Here is a 17,350-nt window from a genome sequence, read left to right as displayed (position 1 = left end):
ATAGCGAAAAACCGATGCTCACTCATCCCCTGGACTTGCCGGGTGACGGGCGTTTCCGTTTATATCTTTACCTGCTTGCGGCTTCCCGGTTTTTCCACCGGCACCCCTTGTGCGCAAAGGGGGCAATCCGCCGGATCATAGCTGTCGATGGTCTGCTCGATGAGGGAACGGAAGGGGACGGAAAAATCAGCTTCACCTCCGCTTCGATCCACGATGGCACCAATCCCAACGACACGTCCCCCCAGATTTTCTACTAAATCCGCCACTTCGCCGACGGAACCACCGGTGGTCACTACGTCCTCCACCAGCAGCACCGGTTCCCCAGGTTGAATGGTGAACCCTCGCCTGAGGCGCATCTCTCCTTCTTTCCGCTCAGCGAACAGACAACGGACGCCTAAAGCTCGGGCGGTCTCATGGGCGATAATCACCCCGCCGAGAGCGGGACCGATCACAGCATTCACCCTCTCCCCTCGAAACTGATCGGCGATCGCTGTCCCCGCCCCTTCGGCTTCCCCAGGGTGTTGCAACAACTGGGCGCACTGCATATAGCGTCGACTGTGGCGGCCGGAGGAGAGGATGAAATGTCCTTCTTTCACCACGCCGGTCCGTTCCATCGCTTCTTCCACCTGCCAATCACGTTGCTCGTTCATGATCGTCCCTCCCTGTTTCTTGAATGTCTGCGATCATCTTCTCCCACACGGCTACCGGTCCCGGGGCTTGGGTGATGGGGCGGCCCACTACCAAAAGGTCCGCTCCCTCCTGGATGGCAGCTTCAGGTGTCATTACCCGTTTCTGGTCTCTAGGATCCTGTCCTTTCAGGCGAATTCCCGGTGTCACGGTCAGGAGCTGTCGGTCGATCTTCTCCTTGATCCCACTCACCTCTTCACCGGAACAGACCACACCATCCATCCCGGACAGCTGAGCGAGATGGGCCAGGTTGAGCACCGAATCCCGCACCGCACCAGGTACTTCCAACTCGTCATTCAACACCTTCTGGTCGATATGGGTCAGTCGGGTCACCGCCAACAGTTGGAGGCGATTCGCTCCCCCTTTCGCTTCCAACCCTTCCCGAGCCGACTCCATCATCCGACGCCCTCCGGAAGCATGCAGGGTTAAAAGGTCAACGCCTAGTGAGGCAACAGAACGGACGGCTCCAGCCACGGTATGAGGAATATCGTGCAGTTTCAAGTCGAGAAAAACTTTATAGCCCGTCTCTACCAGTTTCGCCACCCAAGTTGGCCCCGCGGCGTAAAACAGCTGCATCCCCACTTTGACAAAGGGTTTATCCCGCCCGTCCCAATGACTGAGAAAACGGTCCGCCTCCGGCCCTGAGGGGAAATCGAGAGCGATGATCACCCGGTTTTTTGCCTCCAGCAAAGGGGATACCACCGGTCGGATCATACGGATCCCCCCCCTTGCACCGCTTCTACTGGACCTCCGATCGGTTCCGCAGTCATATAGATGGAATCTAGTGTGGACAGCAGCGCCTCGACGGTATCCAGGGAAGTGAGGCAGGCCACTCCGTGCTCCACCGCTTCCCGCCGGATCCGAAAACCGTCCCGTTCCGGCGTTTTTCCCCGGGTCCAGGTGTTGACCACTAGGTCCACCTCTCTTTGGCGAATCAGATCGAGGATATGGGGAGAGCCTTCAGTCAATTTGTTCACCCGCCGCACCGTCAGTCCCTCGGCTTCCAGGATTTCTGCGGTCCCGCTGGTGGCTACGATCCGGTATCCCAGATGATGGAATCGGCGGAAAAGGTGAACCGACTCGGCTTTATCCTTATCGCTGATAGTGGCAACCACTGTTCCAAATCGGGGCAGAGAGATTCCAGCAGCCAATAGTCCCTTGTACACCGCCCGGGCGTAATCCCGATCCCGCCCCATCACTTCCCCCGTCGATTTCATCTCCGGGCCGAGGGTAATATCCACCCGGCGCAGTTTGGCAAAGGAGAAGACCGGTACTTTGACCGCCGTCGACGGAGTCTCCGGCCACAACCCGCCAGATAGCCCCTGTGTCTCCAGAGGTTCGCCCAGCATCACTCGGGTGGCGGCCCGGGCCATCGGCACCCCTGTCACCTTGCTCAAGAAGGGGACCGTTCGGGAGGCGCGAGGGTTTACCTCCAGAACGTAAATCTCATCCTGATGCAGAACAAACTGGATGTTGATCAACCCTTTGATGTTTAGCGATTGGGCAATCTCCGTGGTCATCCGAACCAACCGTTCTTTTTGCTCCGTCGTCACTGAACGGGGAGGATAAACGGCGATGGAATCACCGGAGTGAACACCGGCCCGTTCCACATGCTCCATGATTCCTGGTACCAACACCTGTTCCCCGTCGGAGATCGCATCTACTTCGATCTCTTTTCCCATCAGATAGCGATCGATCAGCACAGGGTGTTTCGGATTCACTCTGGCCGCTTCATTGATATAAGCATTCAGTTCCTGTTCACTGTAAACGATCTCCATCGCCCGGCCACCCAGCACATAGGAAGGACGGACCAGGACGGGAAAGCCCAGTCTGCGGGCCGCGGTCAAAGCTTCTTCTTCCGAGGTGACCGCAGTGCCCGGCGGCTGTGAAATATCCACTTCAGCCAACAGTCGTTCAAACTTTTTCCTGTCCTCCGCCCGATCGATCGAATCCAACGTCGTCCCCAAGAGCGGAACGCCGTATTCCTTCAGATCCCGAGCCAGATGGAGGGCCGTCTGTCCCCCGAACTGAACCACCACCCCCACGGGTCGCTCTTTTTCCACGATATGGAGCACGTCTTCTGTAAAGAGAGGTTCAAAATAAAGGCGGTCGGAGACATTAAAGTCGGTGGAGACAGTCTCCGGATTGTTGTTGATGACCACCGCCTCCATACCGGCTTCACGAATCGCCTGGATGGCATGGACGGTGGCGTAGTCGAATTCCACCCCCTGGCCGATCCGGATCGGACCGGAGCCGAGCACCACCACCGTGGGCCGGTCGGTGGTCATCACCTCGTCTTCCTGTTCATAAGTGGAGTAGTAATAAGGTGTGGCCGCTTCAAACTCGGCGGCACAGGTGTCCACCATTTTGTAGACCGGTTGGATCCCGCATTCTTTCCGGCGTAAGCGAACCTCCCCTTCTTTCCTGCCTGTCAGTCGCGCGATAACGGCATCGCTGAAACCGGCCTGTTTAGCCTGGGCCAGTACTGTTGTGTCCAGTTCCTGCAGTTGGGACAAGCGCCTCTCCAGCTGGATCATCCCTTGGATTTTGTCCAGAAAAAAGGGGTCGATCCGGGTGATGGCGTGGGCCTTCTCCGTCGTCCCGCCACGACGGTACCACTCTGCCAACAGGTACAACCGTTCGTCATCGGGGGTGGACAGCCGTCGTTCCAGCTCCTCCTGCGAAATCGTTGCCGCTTCGGGAAGTTGGATATGATCCAGTCCGATCTCCAAAGAACGGACTGCTTTCAACAGGGACTCTTCCAGGCTTCTTCCGATCGCCATCACCTCCCCGGTGGCTTTCATCTGGGTGCCCATCTTCCGGTTAGCCCCGGCAAATTTGTCAAAGGGCCAACGGGGAATCTTGCTCACCACGTAGTCCAGAGTGGGTTCGAAACAAGCAGTCGTCTCTTTTGTCACCGGGTTGGTGATTTCGTCCAAGCTGTAACCGATGGCGATCTTGGCGGCGGTGCGGGCGATGGGATAGCCTGTCGCCTTGGAGGCCAGGGCGCTGGAGCGGCTGACGCGAGGATTGACTTCAATCACATAATATTGGAAACTATCCGGGTCCAAGGCGAATTGAACATTGCACCCACCCTGAATATCCAGAGCCCGGATGATATGGAGAGCAGAGCTGCGCAACCGTTGATGTTCCCGGTCCGACAGGGTCTGGGTTGGAGCGAATACGATGCTGTCGCCGGTATGAATACCGACGGGATCGAAGTTTTCCATATTGCAGACGACGATGGCATGATCCCGTCCATCCCGCATCACTTCATACTCCACTTCCTTGAAACCGGCGATGCTCTGTTCAATCAGGCACTGATGAATCGGGCTGTACCGAAGCCCGTTTTCCACCGTCTCCATCAGCTCGTCCCGGCTATGGGCGATACCGCCTCCGGTTCCCCCTAGGGTGTAAGCTGGACGGACGATGACCGGGTAACCGATCGTCTCACTAAAGGTGACGGCCTCACCCACCGTGTGAACAATCTCACTTTCAGGGACGGGTTCCCCCAATTTGCGCATCAACCCGCGGAACTGATCCCGGTCTTCCGCATAGGTAATCGCCTTCAGATCAGTGCCCAACAGGCGCACCCCTTCCCGTTCAAGAACACCGGATTCCGCCAGTTCCACTGCCAGGTTGAGCCCTGTCTGCCCGCCCAGGGTAGGCAGCACACCGTCAGGACGCTCCTTGCGGATCACCTGGGTCAAAAATTCGGGGGTCATCGGCTCCAGATACACTTGATCCGCCACATCGGTGTCGGTCATGATCGTGGCCGGGTTGCTGTTGACCAGCACCACCTCAATCCCTTCCTCTTTCAGAGATCGGCAGGCTTGGGTTCCGGCGTAGTCAAATTCCGCCGCCTGCCCGATCACGATGGGACCGGATCCGATCACCAGGATTTTTTTCAACGATGGGTCTTTAGGCATGTACGGTCCCCTCCTGTTCCTGTTTTCGCTCTTCCATCAACCCTATAAAGCGATCAAACAGATCACCGGTATCCAATGGCCCCGGTGCCGCCTCAGGGTGGTACTGAACGGAAAAAGCCGGCAGCCGTCGGTGTTTCAACCCTTCACAGGTCCCGTCATTCAGGGCAGTATGGGTCAAAATGAGTTCCGTTCCTTTCAGGGAATCCTTCCGGACGGAGTATCCGTGGTTCTGAGAGGTGATCACCGTGTGTCCCGTCTCCAAATCCTTCACCGGATGATTGGAACCCCGGTGGCCGAATGTCATCTTTTCCGTGTCCGCTCCGCAGGCCAGGGCAAACAGCTGATGGCCGAGACAGATGCCAAACAGGGGAACCTTCTCCACCAGACGTCTCACTGTTTCGATCGCCTCCGGTACATCCTTGGGATTGCCAGGTCCATTGGACAACATGATCCCGTCGGGAGCGAGCTGATCGATCTCGCCGGCCGAGGTGTCCCAGGGAACCACCACCACGTCACACCCCCGCCGGGTCAGTTCCCGCTGGATGCCGTACTTGGCGCCGAAATCCATCAGTACAACCCGGGGCCCATAACCGGGGGAGGCGTGAATGCTCCGGGTGCTGACCCGGGCCACCTGATCCCGCATCAACGTGTGGGACTGAAACCTCTCAGCCAAAGTCTCCCAGGAGGCCCCACCGGTGGTCAAAATCCCTTTCATCGTCCCGCGAGCCCGAATTTTCCGGGTCAGCATCCGGGTATCCACTCCGGCGATTCCCGGGATGCCGTACTCCTTCAGCCACCGGTCCAGCGTCTGCTCATTCCGCCAGTTGCTCGGTCCCTTCGCCTGTTCCCTCACCACCAAGCCGTGGACGAAGGGGCGTTGCGCTTCGATATCGTGACGGTTCATCCCGTAATTTCCGATCAGAGGGTAAGTCATGATGACGATCTGTCCGCAATAGGAAGGATCCGTCAATATCTCCTGGTAGCCGGTCATCCCGGTGTTGAATACCACTTCCCCCCATGTATCTGTCTCCGCGCCGAAGCCCTCACCCTCCAGCCGCGTACCATCGGCCAACAGCAATTTCGCCCGCATCAATGTTTCTCTCCCTCCTGGTTTTTTTCAGATTGGTTACACCTGACTCGCTGCTTCCCACACCACTTTTCCTTCCACCAGAGTGACCACCGGCCACCCCTTGGCTTTCCACCCGGCAAAGGGCGTGTTTTTCCCTTTCGATGCAAACCTTTCCGGTTCGACGGGCCGTTCCTCCTCCAGATCGATCACCGTCAGGTCGGCGATACCTCCCTCTTTCAGCACGCCCCCAGGCAGTTCGAAGCGCTCGGCGGGGATGCGGCTCATCCGGTCCACCAGCTGAGCCAGGGTTAACTCTCCAGTCTGAACCAGATGGGTATAAAGGAGGGGAAAGGCTGTTTCCAGCCCAACGATCCCGAAGGGTGCTTCCCGGATATCCTTTGCTTTATCGTTAGCTGTATGAGGGGCATGGTCGGTGGCGATCATATCAATGGTTCCGTCTTTCAACCCCTCGATCAGCGCTTCGCGGTCCTTGGCGGAGCGAAGGGGCGGGTTCATCTTGAACAGGGGGTCAGGACCTGGGATATCCTCCTCACACAACAACAAATGGTGAGGCGTCACCTCCGCTGTCACCCATTGCCCGCGGGACTTGGCCTCTCGCACCAGCCGGACAGAGGATTTCGCACTGATGTGGCACACATGATAATGAACCCCAGTGTCTTCTGCCAGCAGGATGTCCCGCCCGACGTGGATCGCCTCCGATTCCCCGGGGATCCCCGGCAAGCCGTGTTTGCGGGCGAAGGAGCCATCATGGACACAGGCACCTGGCACCAACAGATCCTCTTCTTCACAGTGGGCAACCACCGGCAGGCCCGCTTCGTGAGCCAGACGCATCGCATCCTTCATCATGCGGGGGCACTGCACCCCCACTCCATCATCGGAGATGGCGACCGCCCCCGCTTCCTTTAAACCGGCCATATCGGTCAACACTTCACCGGCGGAGTCCCGGGTGATCGCGGCGATGGGGAGCACCCGGACACCGCAACCCTCCGCTATGTTGATCTTCCAGACCTGGCGCACCTTATCCGGTGTATCGATCACCGGTCGGGTGTTGGGCATACAGGCGACGGTGGTATAACCGCCTCGGGCCGCAGCCCGGCTTCCCGTGGCGATGGTCTCTTTCTCTTCAAAGCCCGGTTCCCGCAGGTGAATATGCATATCAATCAGACCGGGGATCATCAACTTGCCTGCCAGATCCATTGTCTCCATACCCTTCACGGGCAGATCCTTCCCAATGCGTTCCACCCTTCCGTCTTGGATGATTAGATCGGCGGGGAAGATCTCGCCAGTGTGGGTATCCAGCATCCGACCGTTTTTTAACAGCAACTGGTTTTTCATTTAAACGCCTCCCTGAATCGCTCGCTCTAAGACCGCCATCCGGATCCAGACGCCGTTTTCCATCTGCGTAAAGATCTTGGAACGGGGATGTTCCACCAGATCACTGTCGATTTCCACTCCCCGGTTGACCGGACCGGGGTGCAGAATTACCGCATGGGGAGGCATCATCTCCAACCGCTCACCGGTCAGGCCATAAACCCGGCGGTACGCTTCTGCCGAATGGAACAGGGTCTCCCGGTGACGCTCCAGCTGCACCCGCAGCATCATCACCGCATCGGCTTCCCGGATCGCTTCCTCTAAGGGGAGGTAGGGAGCCAACTGTTCCAGCTCGGGATCCCGCATCGACTCCGGTCCGCTCAACACGGGCCGGGCTCCGAAGGTTTTGAGGGCCCACAGGTTGGACCGGGCCACCCGGCTGTGGCGAAGGTCCCCGACGATCGCGACCCGAAGGCCGGACAATTCCCCGAAGTGACGGTACAGGGTGTAGAGATCGAGCAACCCTTGGGTGGGGTGCCCCCCTTCCCCCTCACCGGCATTGATCAGTACCGGCCCCGGGGACCGGTCAGACATCTCTTGCAGGATACCGCCACCGGCGTGACGCACCACCGCCACCTCAATCCCGAGGAAAGCCAGTGTTCTCATGGTGTCGTAAAAGGACTCTCCCTTCACCATACTGGAGGTCTGTTCATCGAAGCGGATCACTTCCATCCCCAGCCTCCGTTCCGCCACCTCAAAGGAAAGCCTTGTCCGCGTACTCGGTTCGAAAAACAGATTGGCAACATACGTCCCTGGATAAGCGGGTGTTTCCGTCTTGGGCCGGTTTCTCCAAAATTCCGCCCGGCGGAACAATTCTTTCATCTCTTCGATGGACAACCGATCGGTATCGATCAGGTCTCCCCTTCGGATTCCGGTGTCGATCATGGCGCTCTTCCCCTCCTCAAGCGATATAAAAAACTCCTTCGACCGGGGAAGGAGTTGTCTCGGAAAACCGCCGGACCGCACACGGGTGCTTCCTTTTTGAAACATCCGCACCGGGACCGGACACAAGTTTCCAGCAGCTTCCTTCCACGGCCTCTCGGGACCGGATTAAAGGTTTGCCGGTAAGGGTTTGATTGTTATGCAGCCTGGTTGGAGGACTCCACACGCTGTCCTTCTTCCGTTGAGCGCGGAAGCACCAGATTTAACAGGATGCCTGCGATCGTCGCCAGGGCCATCCCTTCCAGTTCCAAATGGATCCCCACAAATTTGAGAGCAGCTCCACCTACACCGATTACCAGCACGACAGATGCAATCACCAGATTGCGCTTGTCGCTGAAATCGATCTGGTTGTCTACCAGCATACGAAGGCCCGCTGAGGCGATGATGCCAAAGAGAAGAATGGAGATGCCCCCTACCACAGCCGTCGGGATGGTGGAAATCAGCGCCGACAACTTGCCGATGAAGGCGAAAGCGATGGCGATGACGGCGGCTCCGCCGATAACGAATACGCTGAACACACGGGTGATGGCCAAGACCCCGATGTTTTCGCCGTAGGTGGTGTTAGGCGGTCCCCCAAACAGGGCAGCCAGACTGGTGGCTAAGCCGTCACCCAGTATCGACCGGTGCAACCCAGGATCTTTCGTTAAATCCCGTTCCATGATATTACCGGTCACTATCAGATGACCGATATGCTCCGTCAGGCTGACCAGGGCGACAGGCAGGATCACCAAGGCCGCCGTCCAGGAGACCTCCGGGGTGGTAAATTGCGGCAGGGACAACCAGCTTGCTTCCCGCACCTGGCTCAAGTCGACCAAGCCCGCCGCCATGGCGACCAGATAACCACCTACGATGCCTGAGAGAATTGGAATCAGGTTCAAGAATCCGCGGAAAAAGAGGTTAGCGATGATCGCGATGGCCAATGCAGCCAAAGCGATCCCAAAGTGTTTTAGCGAATAAACCTTCAAGGTAACCGTTCCCGCCGCTTCATCCACCTTTTCTACCGTTCCAGGCAATGCGTGAAATTCTTCCACCGTGTCCGGCAGAGGGCGGGTGACCTCATGGGTGCTGGCCATATCCACCGCTGTCCCGGCCAGAGCGAGGCCGATCACGATTACCACGGAACCAATCACCACCGGTGGCAGCAGATGATGAAGCCAATCGGAGCCAAACCGCCGGATCACTATCGCGACGACTCCGTAAACCACACCTGCCAGGAAACAGCCGAATAAAGCGGCACCCGTACCCTGGTTCTGGGATACGGTAATGATGGGAACGATGAATGCGAAGGAAGAACCCAGATAGGCCGGGATTTTCCCACGGGTGACCACCAGGTAAGCCAGGGTACCCACCCCGCTGGAGAGGAGAGCCACCGCCGGTTCCAAGCCGGTCAACAAGGGGACCAAAACCGTTGCTCCAAACATGGCGAACAGGTGTTGTAGACTTAAAGCAAACCATTTCCAAGCTTTCGGTCGATCATGGACATCCAGAACCATCTTTTCCATACTTTTTACCTCCCTTTTCCCCCATAAAAAAACCTCTCCGGCCGGCAGAGAGGTTTTTTGGCGCACAGAAACAACATCCGAGCGCACACAGGTACGCGAAGGGAATCGCGTCCTCCCTTGCCGGTCTCACAGGACCGCCTTAAAGGGGGGGATGATTTTATTTTCTTCCGATGCTCACTTCATCTCGTTGATCGTGTTCAGAAACTTCCACCCGGACGATTTCGTCTTTGGAGGTGGGTATGTTTTTCCCCACATAATCGGGACGGATTGGCAGTTCCCGATGGCCTCGGTCCACCAAGACCGCCAGTTGGATCATATGGGGCCGTCCCCGGTCAATTAAGGCATCCATCGCCGCCCGTACCGTCCGCCCGGTAAAGAGAACATCATCTACCAATACGACGGTCTTTCCGTGGATTTCCACCGGCAGATCCGAATCCCGCACCTCCGGTTGTTCCGTCTTCTCCGTCAGGTCATCCCGGTACAGCGTAATGTCCAACTCACCGACGGGAACCTGTACACCTTCAATCCGGTTGATCCGATCCGCCAGCCGCCGGGCCAGATAGATACCGCGAGTGCGGATCCCGACAAGGACACAGTTGTCCACCCCTTTGTTCCGTTCCAGGATCTCGTGGGCGATCCGGGTTAACGCCCGCCGCACCGCAGCTTCATCCAGGATGGTTTTATTCGGCGCCATATTCAAAGCCTCCCTTTTTGATCCAAAAAAGCGCTCCCTGCCCGGATTCGGCAAAGAGCGCACACGTCCCCTGATGTGTGGACTACCGTACCTTTGCCAGTCTCACCGGACTGATTTAAAAGGCTCCTCTCTTCAGTTCTTCATCATTATGAGGAATCACCAGGTGTTTGTCAAGGGTTAGATGATCAATCCTGGCGAAAAATTTGTACCAGCTTGCCTATATCTGAAGGAAGCTCAGACTCCAGCTGGATTCTCCCTCCCTTTTTCGGATGCTCAAATCCGAGGGATTTAGCGTGGAGGGCTTGTCCTTGAATGGCAAACTTGCGGTAATTGCTGCTATAGATGGGATCGCCAACCACCGGGTGACCGATATACTTCATGTGCACCCGAATCTGGTGCGTCCGCCCCGTTTCCAGCCGACACTGTACCAACGTAGCCCGCCGATACCGTTCCAACACTTCAAAGTGGGTGATCGCCGGTTTACCTTTTTGATGTTCCACCGCCATCCGCTTCCGATGGTGGGGATCTCGGCCGATCGGGGCATCGATCGTTCCCCGATCATGGGCGAGGCTCCCGTTGACCACAGCCACATAGTGGCGATCCACAGAATGAGCCTTCAGCTGAGCGACGAGGGACTGATGGGCGTGATCGTTCTTTGCCGCCATGATGAGGCCAGAGGTATCTTTGTCGATTCGGTGTACGATTCCAGGCCGCAGCTCCCCGCCGATCTTTGATAAATTCTTACAGTGAGCTAACAACGCGTTTACCAGCGTCCCGGAAAGATTCCCCGTCGCAGGGTGAACCACCATCCCCCGGGGTTTGTTGACCACAATCACGTCATCGTCCTCGTACACCACTTCCAGCGGAAGCGGCTCAGGCTCCACTGTCACTTCTTCCGGTGGGGGGACCGTCAGCTCCACCTGGTCTCCCTCTTTCAACCGATAATTGTTTTTCACGGCGCGGCCGTTCACCTGTACTCGTTGTTCATGAATCCAGGCCTGAATGCCCATACGGGTCCACTCGTCCTTTTGGGCAACCAGAAATTTATCCACCCGTTCTCCTCGGTCGGTCTCATCCACACGAAAACAGAAATGATCTTCGGCGGTCAGCGCGGATCCCCCGCTTTCCCAGTCAACCCATCCACTTTTCCTTCCGGCTGGCGGATGGTTAAAAAAATCATGATTCCAACCCCGATCACGATCACAGAATCAGCTACGTTAAAAATCGGGTAATTGATCAGTTTAAAATCGAGAAAATCGACCACTTCCCCGAGCCGGATGCGATCGATCAAATTGCCCACCGCTCCGCCGAGGATCAGGGCCAGCGCCCAAGACATGGGCGGTTCACTCCGTTTCAATCGGATGAGATACCAAGAAATCCCCGCCACGACGATGAGGGTGACCAGGATAAACAGCCACTGTTGATTTTGCAGGATCCCGAAAGCAGCGCCCCGATTGCGGTGGGAAGTGATGTGAAAAATCCCTTCCCACAAAGGGATCGATTCAAATAGATCCATCTTATGAACAACTAGCCATTTGGTCCACTGGTCCAAACCCAGGATGGCTAAAGCCGCTATAAAATATCTTCTGATGTTGGTTCCCCCCTCAACCGGTGTTCGGCACCCCAGCAAATATTTTTTACCAGTATTTTATTTTAGCACACCGGGAGAAGGCAGACAACTTGAAAGGATGTACCCAAAGCCGGCAACCGCACCTATAGGGCACAAACCTCTTCAGTCACTTCGTTTGGTCTCGTATGCTATCCAGCAGAGTAGGTTGGACTGGCTGCGGACAGCCTCCTCGGCCAGCAACTGATCTGCTGGGTAGGAGAGGTTCTCTCTTTACGGGCGTATTTGGTAATCGATTGCTGGACGGAAAATCCTTTTCTGGTGGCAACCAGGCAGATATTCTATCTTCCTAGCCCCAGTTCTGATCCTTTTCATCGTATTCTTCCGCCTCCAAGCGTTGGGTTGCATCGTTATGCGTCATTTCCGCCATGTCTTCCTGTGGACGTCCATCGGAACCCACCGTTGCAACGGCTTCCACATCCTCGACATACCCCGACCGCTCATCCTGATCGATGGTGAGTTCATCATAATCTTTTCCCTCCCGAAAAAAGTCGGGGGGATTGGAGGTTCCGTAACGTTCCACTGCCTGCCAGGAATCTTCTGCATCAAAAAAATTGCGGTCTGTCCGATCATGAAAATGGTCTCCATAAGGGGGAGAAATGATTTTTTCTTCCACCGGCCGCCGCCCGGACACATCCTTTTCCCGCTGATGGTCGATGCAGTAGGCGGTCTCCGGAACTGCTTCCAACCGCTCAAAGGGGATCTCTTGTCCGCAAACCACACACCTGCCGTAGTGTCCTGACTGGATGCGGAGCAACGCTAATTCCACTTCTTTCAGCCGCTCTTCATCCTCCTCATTCAAGACTTGATCCTTACCCCGCTCAAACAACTCGCTACCGATATCTGCAGGATGATTATCATAACCGGATAGCTCTCCGACAGAATCATTCATTCCCTCTTCCATCCCGTAGTGACGATTTTCATCCAATTTTTTTATCAGGCGGGCTTTTTCCGCCTCGAGTTGTTCCTTTAATTGAACCTGTTGTTCTTCGGTCACCCTCATTCCCCTTTCATCAATAAGTCATCCCGTCCAGTTCCAGTTGCGCCTGGACAATGCGGACGATTTCTGCAATATAGTCTCCCACAATCGGCAAATTTAACGCTCCCAGTTTTCGCAGCACATAAACGATAGTGGCCGTAAAGATCGTGAAACCGATAGCGATTCCCACCCCTCGAGCCACACCGGTCAGGATATTGATCAGAATCAGGCGTGTCGGGGAGTTGAGCAACTGAACATAGGCGGCAATCTGGCCCATTTCCATTTTCCGGCCCAACTCCTTTAACCGATCGTCCACGCGCTCCAACCACTCCCGAGTCTCTTCGGTTTCTTCGTTCATCGCTCGCCCTCCCGGTTGATGCTTGTGCTCCCTCCTCAAGGTGGAGAGGCATGCTGGAAACGTTATCTCTTTTGAAGCCTGTAACAGCACTCACAGATGGACAGATCCGGACCAATAGCATGAGTCCATCAGTGCCAAGGGTGCAACCATCTACTCTCGTGTCCTTAATCCAATCCAATCGATCCTCAGATATACCGACCATTTGTTTGGTCATTTCTCCCGATAGATCCATTGGCCCGAACCCAGTATAACATGGAACACTTCGGCAATATGATTTTTCCAAGAGGATTCTGTCAGGTGAATCAGATGTTCAGGAATCCTTCGGTTTGTATCTGCCATTTGTATCAGCCCTTTCCTTCCTAAGAAAAAGGGTTTGTCTCGTTTTCCCTTTTTATGCCATCGGGTGAATCGCGGATGCTTTGGAAGGCAATCATGGGCTAGTATGGAGGCTCAAATCGGTGACACTTATAGCCGATTTGAATAACCTGTAAGTACTAGTCCGAGAGAAAGGGAGATTAGGTGATTATCATGCACCAACCCCTCGATCGGTGCCGAAAATGTGGGATCCTGCTAAAAAGAGATCATCCTGCGGACTGTTGTGACCGCTGTCGCCCTGATGTAGATCACGGTCACCAGGAAGGAACAGAAAAAGAGACGCCCTCTGGTACCCATTTTTCAGAGGGGGAGTGGGTTTCGATTCACAGTTGGTCGTCTGATAAAGAGGAGATGCTAGGCTGGGTCGTGGAGAGCGATGCAGCGGTGATTCGAGTAAATGCCTATGATCCTCGCAAGCGGATAAGCCACGGCCTTCAGCGCATAACCCCCCATCGCCTCAAACGGATCGGCATCCGCCTCAATCAGGAAGACCGGCGGGAACTCCGCCGACTGATGATGGACCTGGCTCTTTTGACCAAAGATAAAGAGTGGTGGGAAGAATTGCTACGGGAAGAAGACGCCGGCTAACATCTTCTCATCCTATTCTCTCTCGATTTCAGCCGGTTTATAAACGAGATCTATTCTGGTTGATGCCGCAACGAAGGATTGCCACTCCCCATCCGGTCATGGTTTTTTTGCACAAAAAAGGATTGCCCGCATCGCGAGCAATCCTTTTTTGATCGTTTCAGCCTTACGCGTAGTGCTCTTCCACAATATCCGCACAACGGTCGCACAAGTCGGGATATTTTTCGTTTTGTCCCACTATAGGGCTGATCACCCAGCAGCGTTGACATTTCTCCCCTTCAGCCGGTTCCACTTTCACCCGCAGGCCATCCCCTTCGACGGTTTCACCTTCCGGTTGGTCACCGGGTTGCATCAGACGTACCTGGGAGACGATAAATAGCTCCTCCAGATGGTCCACACTGTTCAGCAGTTGGAACTTCTCCTCCGAGGGATACAGCTTGACCGAAGCTCCGAGGGAGTTACCGATCACTTTTTCATTGCGCGCCTCTTCCAGCGCTTTTAACACGGTATCCCGCTGTTCCATCAGAGCATCCCACTTGCTTTCCAGTTTTTCATCCAACACCGAGGAATCCACCTGTGGAAAATCGGTCAACTGGACACTTTCCGTTTCCCGGCCGGGGACATATTGCCAAACCTCTTCCGTGGTATGAGGCAGGATCGGATGGAACATCTTGACCAAGGCCAACAGCGTCTCCATCATCACCGTCTGGGCGGAGCGGCGCCGGCGATCCTCCTGGGGAAGGATGTAGAGCCGATCCTTCAGCACATCCAGATAAAACTGGCTGAGGAAGACGGTGCAATGGTAATGGATATTGGAATAGACGGAGTGAAAATCATAATCCTCATACCCCTGAGTCGTCCGTCCCACCAGCCGCTGCAGTTTGATCAACGCATACCGGTCGATCGGTTCCAGTTGATCCACCGCCACCTTGTCCCGGTCGGGATCAAAATCAGCCAGGTTGCCGAGAAGAAAACGGAGTGTGTTACGAACTTTGCGGTACACTTCGGCAATCTGTCTCAAAATCTCATCGGATACCCGGACATCAGCCTGGTAATCCACTGAGGAGACCCACAAGCGGAGGATATCCGCACCGTATTGTTTCATCACTTTCAAGGGGTCGATCGTGTTGCCGAGTGATTTGGACATCTTGCGTCCTTCCCCGTCGAGAGTAAAACCGTGAGACAGCACCTGTCGATAGGGGGCCGTCCCTTTGGTGGCCACTGCCGTGGACAACGAGGAGTTAAACCAGCCCCGATACTGATCGGAACCTTCCAGGTACATGTCGGCTGGCCACTGGGCATCCTCCCGCTGTTCCAGGACGGAGGCGTGACTGCTTCCGGAATCAAACCAGACATCCATGGTGTCGGTTTCTTTGCGGAAACTGTCATTTCCGCATTGGGAACAGACCGCCCCCTCGGGCAGCAACTCCTCGGTCTCCCTGGCAAACCACGCGTTGGAACCTTCCGCAGCAAAAAGGCGGGAAATCTTATCGATGGAATCGTCATTGATATAAGGCTCTCCGCAGGAGCGGCAATAGAAGATCGGAAGCGGCACACCCCAGACCCGCTGCCGGGAGATACACCAATCGCCCCGGTCCGCTACCATATTGGCCAGCCGAACCTCTCCCCAGGCAGGAGTCCACCTCACCTCTTTAATCGCTTCCAGCATATCCTTCCGAAAACCATCGATAGAGGCAAACCACTGCTCGGTCGCCCGGAAGATCACCGGTTTTTTGGTGCGCCAGTCATGAGGATATGGGTGGGTGATGAAGGTGAGCTTCAACAGCGCCCCCTTCTCTTCCAGGATCTCCGTCACCCGTTTGTTGGCCTTGTCGTAAAACATGCCTTCAAACCCAGGCGCCTCTGCAGTAAAGAAACCTTTTTCATCCACCGGGCACAATACGCCCAAGTCGTATTTCTTGCCCAGCTCAAAGTCTTCCGCTCCGTGGCCGGGTGCCGTATGGACACAACCGGTACCGGTCTCCAGAGTGACGTGATCCCCCAGGACCAAGCGACTCTCCCGATCATAGAAGGGATGGTGGCAGGTCAAACCTTCCAGTTGGGAACCTTGGAAGGTGGCTACTTTTTCATAAGATTTGATTCCGGCCAGTTCCATCACTTCATCGACCCGTTCCTCAGCCAGGAGGAAGCGGCGATCCCCTGCCTTCACCAGAGCGTAGGTGAAATCAGCATTCAGTGCGATGGCCAGGTTGGCCGGCAGCGTCCAAGGGGTGGTGGTCCAAATCACGACATCGGTATTCTCTTCCGGGAGCACCCCACCTCCATCCTTCACCGGAAAGGCTACGTAGATGGAGGGAGAGCGTTTATCCCGGTATTCCACTTCCGCATCCGCCAGTGCCGTTTCCGAAGAAGGAGACCAGTAAACGGAACGATATCCGCGATAGACGTAACCCTTCTTCACCATTTCGCCGAAAATGCGAATCTGACGGGCTTCATACTCCGGATACAACGTCACATAAGGGTGTTCCCAATCCCCGCGAACGCCGAGCCGCTTAAATTGTTCCCGTTGCCGGTCAATAAAGGACCAGGCATACTCGGCACACATTTCGCGAAAGCGAATCGGATTCTCTTTCTTGCGATCCACTCCCTTTTTGGTGACAATCGCATGTTCGATCGGGAGGCCATGGGTATCCCAACCGGGAATATACGGAGCGTCATACCCTTGTAACGAGTGATAGCGGACGATAAAGTCTTTCAGCACCTTATTTAAGGCATGGCCGATATGGATGTTTCCGTTGGCATAGGGGGGGCCATCATGCAGGACGAATTTCGGTTTTCCCTTCCGTTTTTCCTGAACTTGTTGGTAAATATCGATTTCATCCCACCACTTCTGCATTTCCGGCTCCCGGTTGGGGAGATTTCCCCGCATCGGAAACTGTGTCTTTGGCAGATTCAGGGTTTTTTTATAGTCCACTCAACTCTCACTCCTTGACACATCAGCAAATAAAAAAACTCCTCAATCCCAGTAGGGACGAGAAGTTACCCGCGGTACCACCCTAATAAGCCCTTCGTGGAAACGGAAGGACCCGCTTTACCGATCCGTAACGTGGATCCGACGGTCCACCCTACTCTAGTTCGGGTGACGGCTCCCGGGTGATCTTCAACAGGTGCACGGATTAGGCTTTCACCATCCCTAATTCGCTGAACCGTGGCAGCACTGCCTACTCTCCCGTTCTTCGCCATTACAGCG

At 55.6% G+C, this 17,350-nt stretch carries 14 protein-coding genes and 1 other annotated feature; of the genes, 1 reads left to right on the top strand and 13 read right to left on the bottom strand.

Annotated elements, in window-relative coordinates; translation table 11 throughout:
* Nucleotides 1–59 precede the first annotated feature (59 nt).
* From pyrE to BLP91_RS00975, 12 genes are all read right to left on the bottom strand, one after another.
* On the bottom strand, nt 60–650 hold the full coding sequence (pyrE, locus tag BLP91_RS01030; protein ID WP_091565630.1) for an orotate phosphoribosyltransferase: 591 nt from the start codon (nt 648–650) through the stop codon (nt 60–62).
* Nucleotides 634–1,401, bottom strand: a complete 768-nt coding sequence (gene pyrF, locus BLP91_RS01025; RefSeq protein WP_091565627.1) for an orotidine-5'-phosphate decarboxylase — start codon at nt 1,399–1,401, stop codon at nt 634–636. Before pyrF ends, pyrE begins: the two co-directional genes overlap by 17 nt.
* The gene (gene carB, locus BLP91_RS01020; RefSeq protein WP_091565624.1) at nt 1,398–4,616 is read right to left on the bottom strand and encodes a carbamoyl-phosphate synthase large subunit; all 3,219 of its coding nucleotides are present in this window, start codon (nt 4,614–4,616) and stop codon (nt 1,398–1,400) included. Before carB ends, pyrF begins: the two co-directional genes overlap by 4 nt.
* Entirely contained in the window at nt 4,609–5,706 is a 1,098-nt protein-coding gene (gene carA, locus BLP91_RS01015) for a glutamine-hydrolyzing carbamoyl-phosphate synthase small subunit (protein WP_091565622.1), read from the bottom strand. The genes carB and carA overlap by 8 nt, the downstream gene beginning before the upstream one ends.
* A gap of 36 nt (nt 5,707–5,742) precedes the next feature.
* Nucleotides 5,743–7,041, bottom strand: a complete 1,299-nt coding sequence (locus tag BLP91_RS01010; protein WP_091565619.1) for a dihydroorotase — start codon at nt 7,039–7,041, stop codon at nt 5,743–5,745.
* Entirely contained in the window at nt 7,042–7,962 is a 921-nt protein-coding gene (locus BLP91_RS01005; protein ID WP_091565795.1) for an aspartate carbamoyltransferase catalytic subunit, read from the bottom strand.
* 194 nt (nt 7,963–8,156) lie between these two features.
* Nucleotides 8,157–9,521: a uracil permease gene (uraA, locus tag BLP91_RS01000; RefSeq protein WP_091565792.1), complete on the bottom strand. Its 1,365-nt coding sequence runs from the start codon at nt 9,519–9,521 to the stop codon at nt 8,157–8,159.
* Nucleotides 9,522–9,678: 157 nt separating this feature from the next.
* Nucleotides 9,679–10,215 carry a bifunctional pyr operon transcriptional regulator/uracil phosphoribosyltransferase PyrR gene (pyrR, locus tag BLP91_RS00995; RefSeq protein WP_091565617.1) on the bottom strand — a complete coding sequence of 179 codons (537 nt, stop codon included), beginning with the start codon at nt 10,213–10,215 and terminating at the stop codon, nt 9,679–9,681.
* A gap of 185 nt (nt 10,216–10,400) precedes the next feature.
* A complete protein-coding gene (locus BLP91_RS00990; protein WP_091565614.1) occupies nt 10,401–11,324 on the bottom strand; it encodes an RluA family pseudouridine synthase in 924 nt (307 codons plus the stop codon).
* Nucleotides 11,321–11,791: a signal peptidase II gene (lspA, locus tag BLP91_RS00985; protein WP_425412156.1), complete on the bottom strand. Its 471-nt coding sequence runs from the start codon at nt 11,789–11,791 to the stop codon at nt 11,321–11,323. The genes BLP91_RS00990 and lspA overlap by 4 nt, the downstream gene beginning before the upstream one ends.
* Before the next feature lie 340 nt (nt 11,792–12,131).
* The gene (locus tag BLP91_RS00980; RefSeq protein ID WP_176757739.1) at nt 12,132–12,839 is read right to left on the bottom strand and encodes a TraR/DksA C4-type zinc finger protein; all 708 of its coding nucleotides are present in this window, start codon (nt 12,837–12,839) and stop codon (nt 12,132–12,134) included.
* A 16-nt stretch (nt 12,840–12,855) separates the two neighbouring features.
* Nucleotides 12,856–13,179: a DUF5665 domain-containing protein gene (locus BLP91_RS00975; protein WP_091565607.1), complete on the bottom strand. Its 324-nt coding sequence runs from the start codon at nt 13,177–13,179 to the stop codon at nt 12,856–12,858.
* A 528-nt stretch (nt 13,180–13,707) separates the two neighbouring features.
* Here BLP91_RS00975 and BLP91_RS00970 point away from each other — a divergent pair.
* Nucleotides 13,708–14,142 (top strand): hypothetical protein, encoded by a 435-nt coding sequence (locus tag BLP91_RS00970; protein WP_091565604.1) that lies wholly within the window; start codon nt 13,708–13,710, stop codon nt 14,140–14,142.
* Nucleotides 14,143–14,305: 163 nt separating this feature from the next.
* Here the strand turns inward: BLP91_RS00970 and ileS are convergent, their stop codons facing one another.
* On the bottom strand, nt 14,306–17,074 hold the full coding sequence (gene ileS / locus BLP91_RS00965) for an isoleucine--tRNA ligase (RefSeq protein WP_091565603.1): 2,769 nt from the start codon (nt 17,072–17,074) through the stop codon (nt 14,306–14,308).
* Between the two features lie 50 nt (nt 17,075–17,124).
* Nucleotides 17,125–17,346: a binding site (T-box leader), on the bottom strand.
* Between the last annotated feature and the right edge of the window lie 4 nt (nt 17,347–17,350).

Origin of the sequence: Melghirimyces thermohalophilus (genome assembly GCF_900102685.1) — a bacterium.
Lineage (GTDB): Bacteria > Bacillota > Bacilli > Thermoactinomycetales > DSM-45169 > Melghirimyces > Melghirimyces thermohalophilus.
The sequence above is the reverse complement of the archived record's forward strand: the minus strand, read 5'-3'. Positions and strand labels throughout refer to the sequence as shown.

Excerpts from the sequence above, each read along its gene's own strand:
- BLP91_RS01005 (WP_091565795.1), bottom strand. The coding sequence starts at position 7,962 with ATGATCGACACCGGAATCCGAAGGGGAGACCTGATCGATACCGATCGG.
- BLP91_RS00975 (WP_091565607.1), bottom strand. The coding sequence starts at position 13,179 with ATGAACGAAGAAACCGAAGAGACTCGGGAGTGGTTGGAGCGCGTGGAC.
- carB (WP_091565624.1), bottom strand. The coding sequence starts at position 4,616 with ATGCCTAAAGACCCATCGTTGAAAAAAATCCTGGTGATCGGATCCGGT.
- pyrE (WP_091565630.1), bottom strand. The coding sequence starts at position 650 with ATGAACGAGCAACGTGATTGGCAGGTGGAAGAAGCGATGGAACGGACC.
- BLP91_RS00970 (WP_091565604.1), top strand. The coding sequence starts at position 13,708 with ATGCACCAACCCCTCGATCGGTGCCGAAAATGTGGGATCCTGCTAAAA.
- carA (WP_091565622.1), bottom strand. The coding sequence starts at position 5,706 with ATGCGGGCGAAATTGCTGTTGGCCGATGGTACGCGGCTGGAGGGTGAG.
- pyrR (WP_091565617.1), bottom strand. The coding sequence starts at position 10,215 with ATGGCGCCGAATAAAACCATCCTGGATGAAGCTGCGGTGCGGCGGGCG.
- BLP91_RS01010 (WP_091565619.1), bottom strand. The coding sequence starts at position 7,041 with ATGAAAAACCAGTTGCTGTTAAAAAACGGTCGGATGCTGGATACCCAC.
- uraA (WP_091565792.1), bottom strand. The coding sequence starts at position 9,521 with ATGGAAAAGATGGTTCTGGATGTCCATGATCGACCGAAAGCTTGGAAA.
- pyrF (WP_091565627.1), bottom strand. The coding sequence starts at position 1,401 with ATGATCCGACCGGTGGTATCCCCTTTGCTGGAGGCAAAAAACCGGGTG.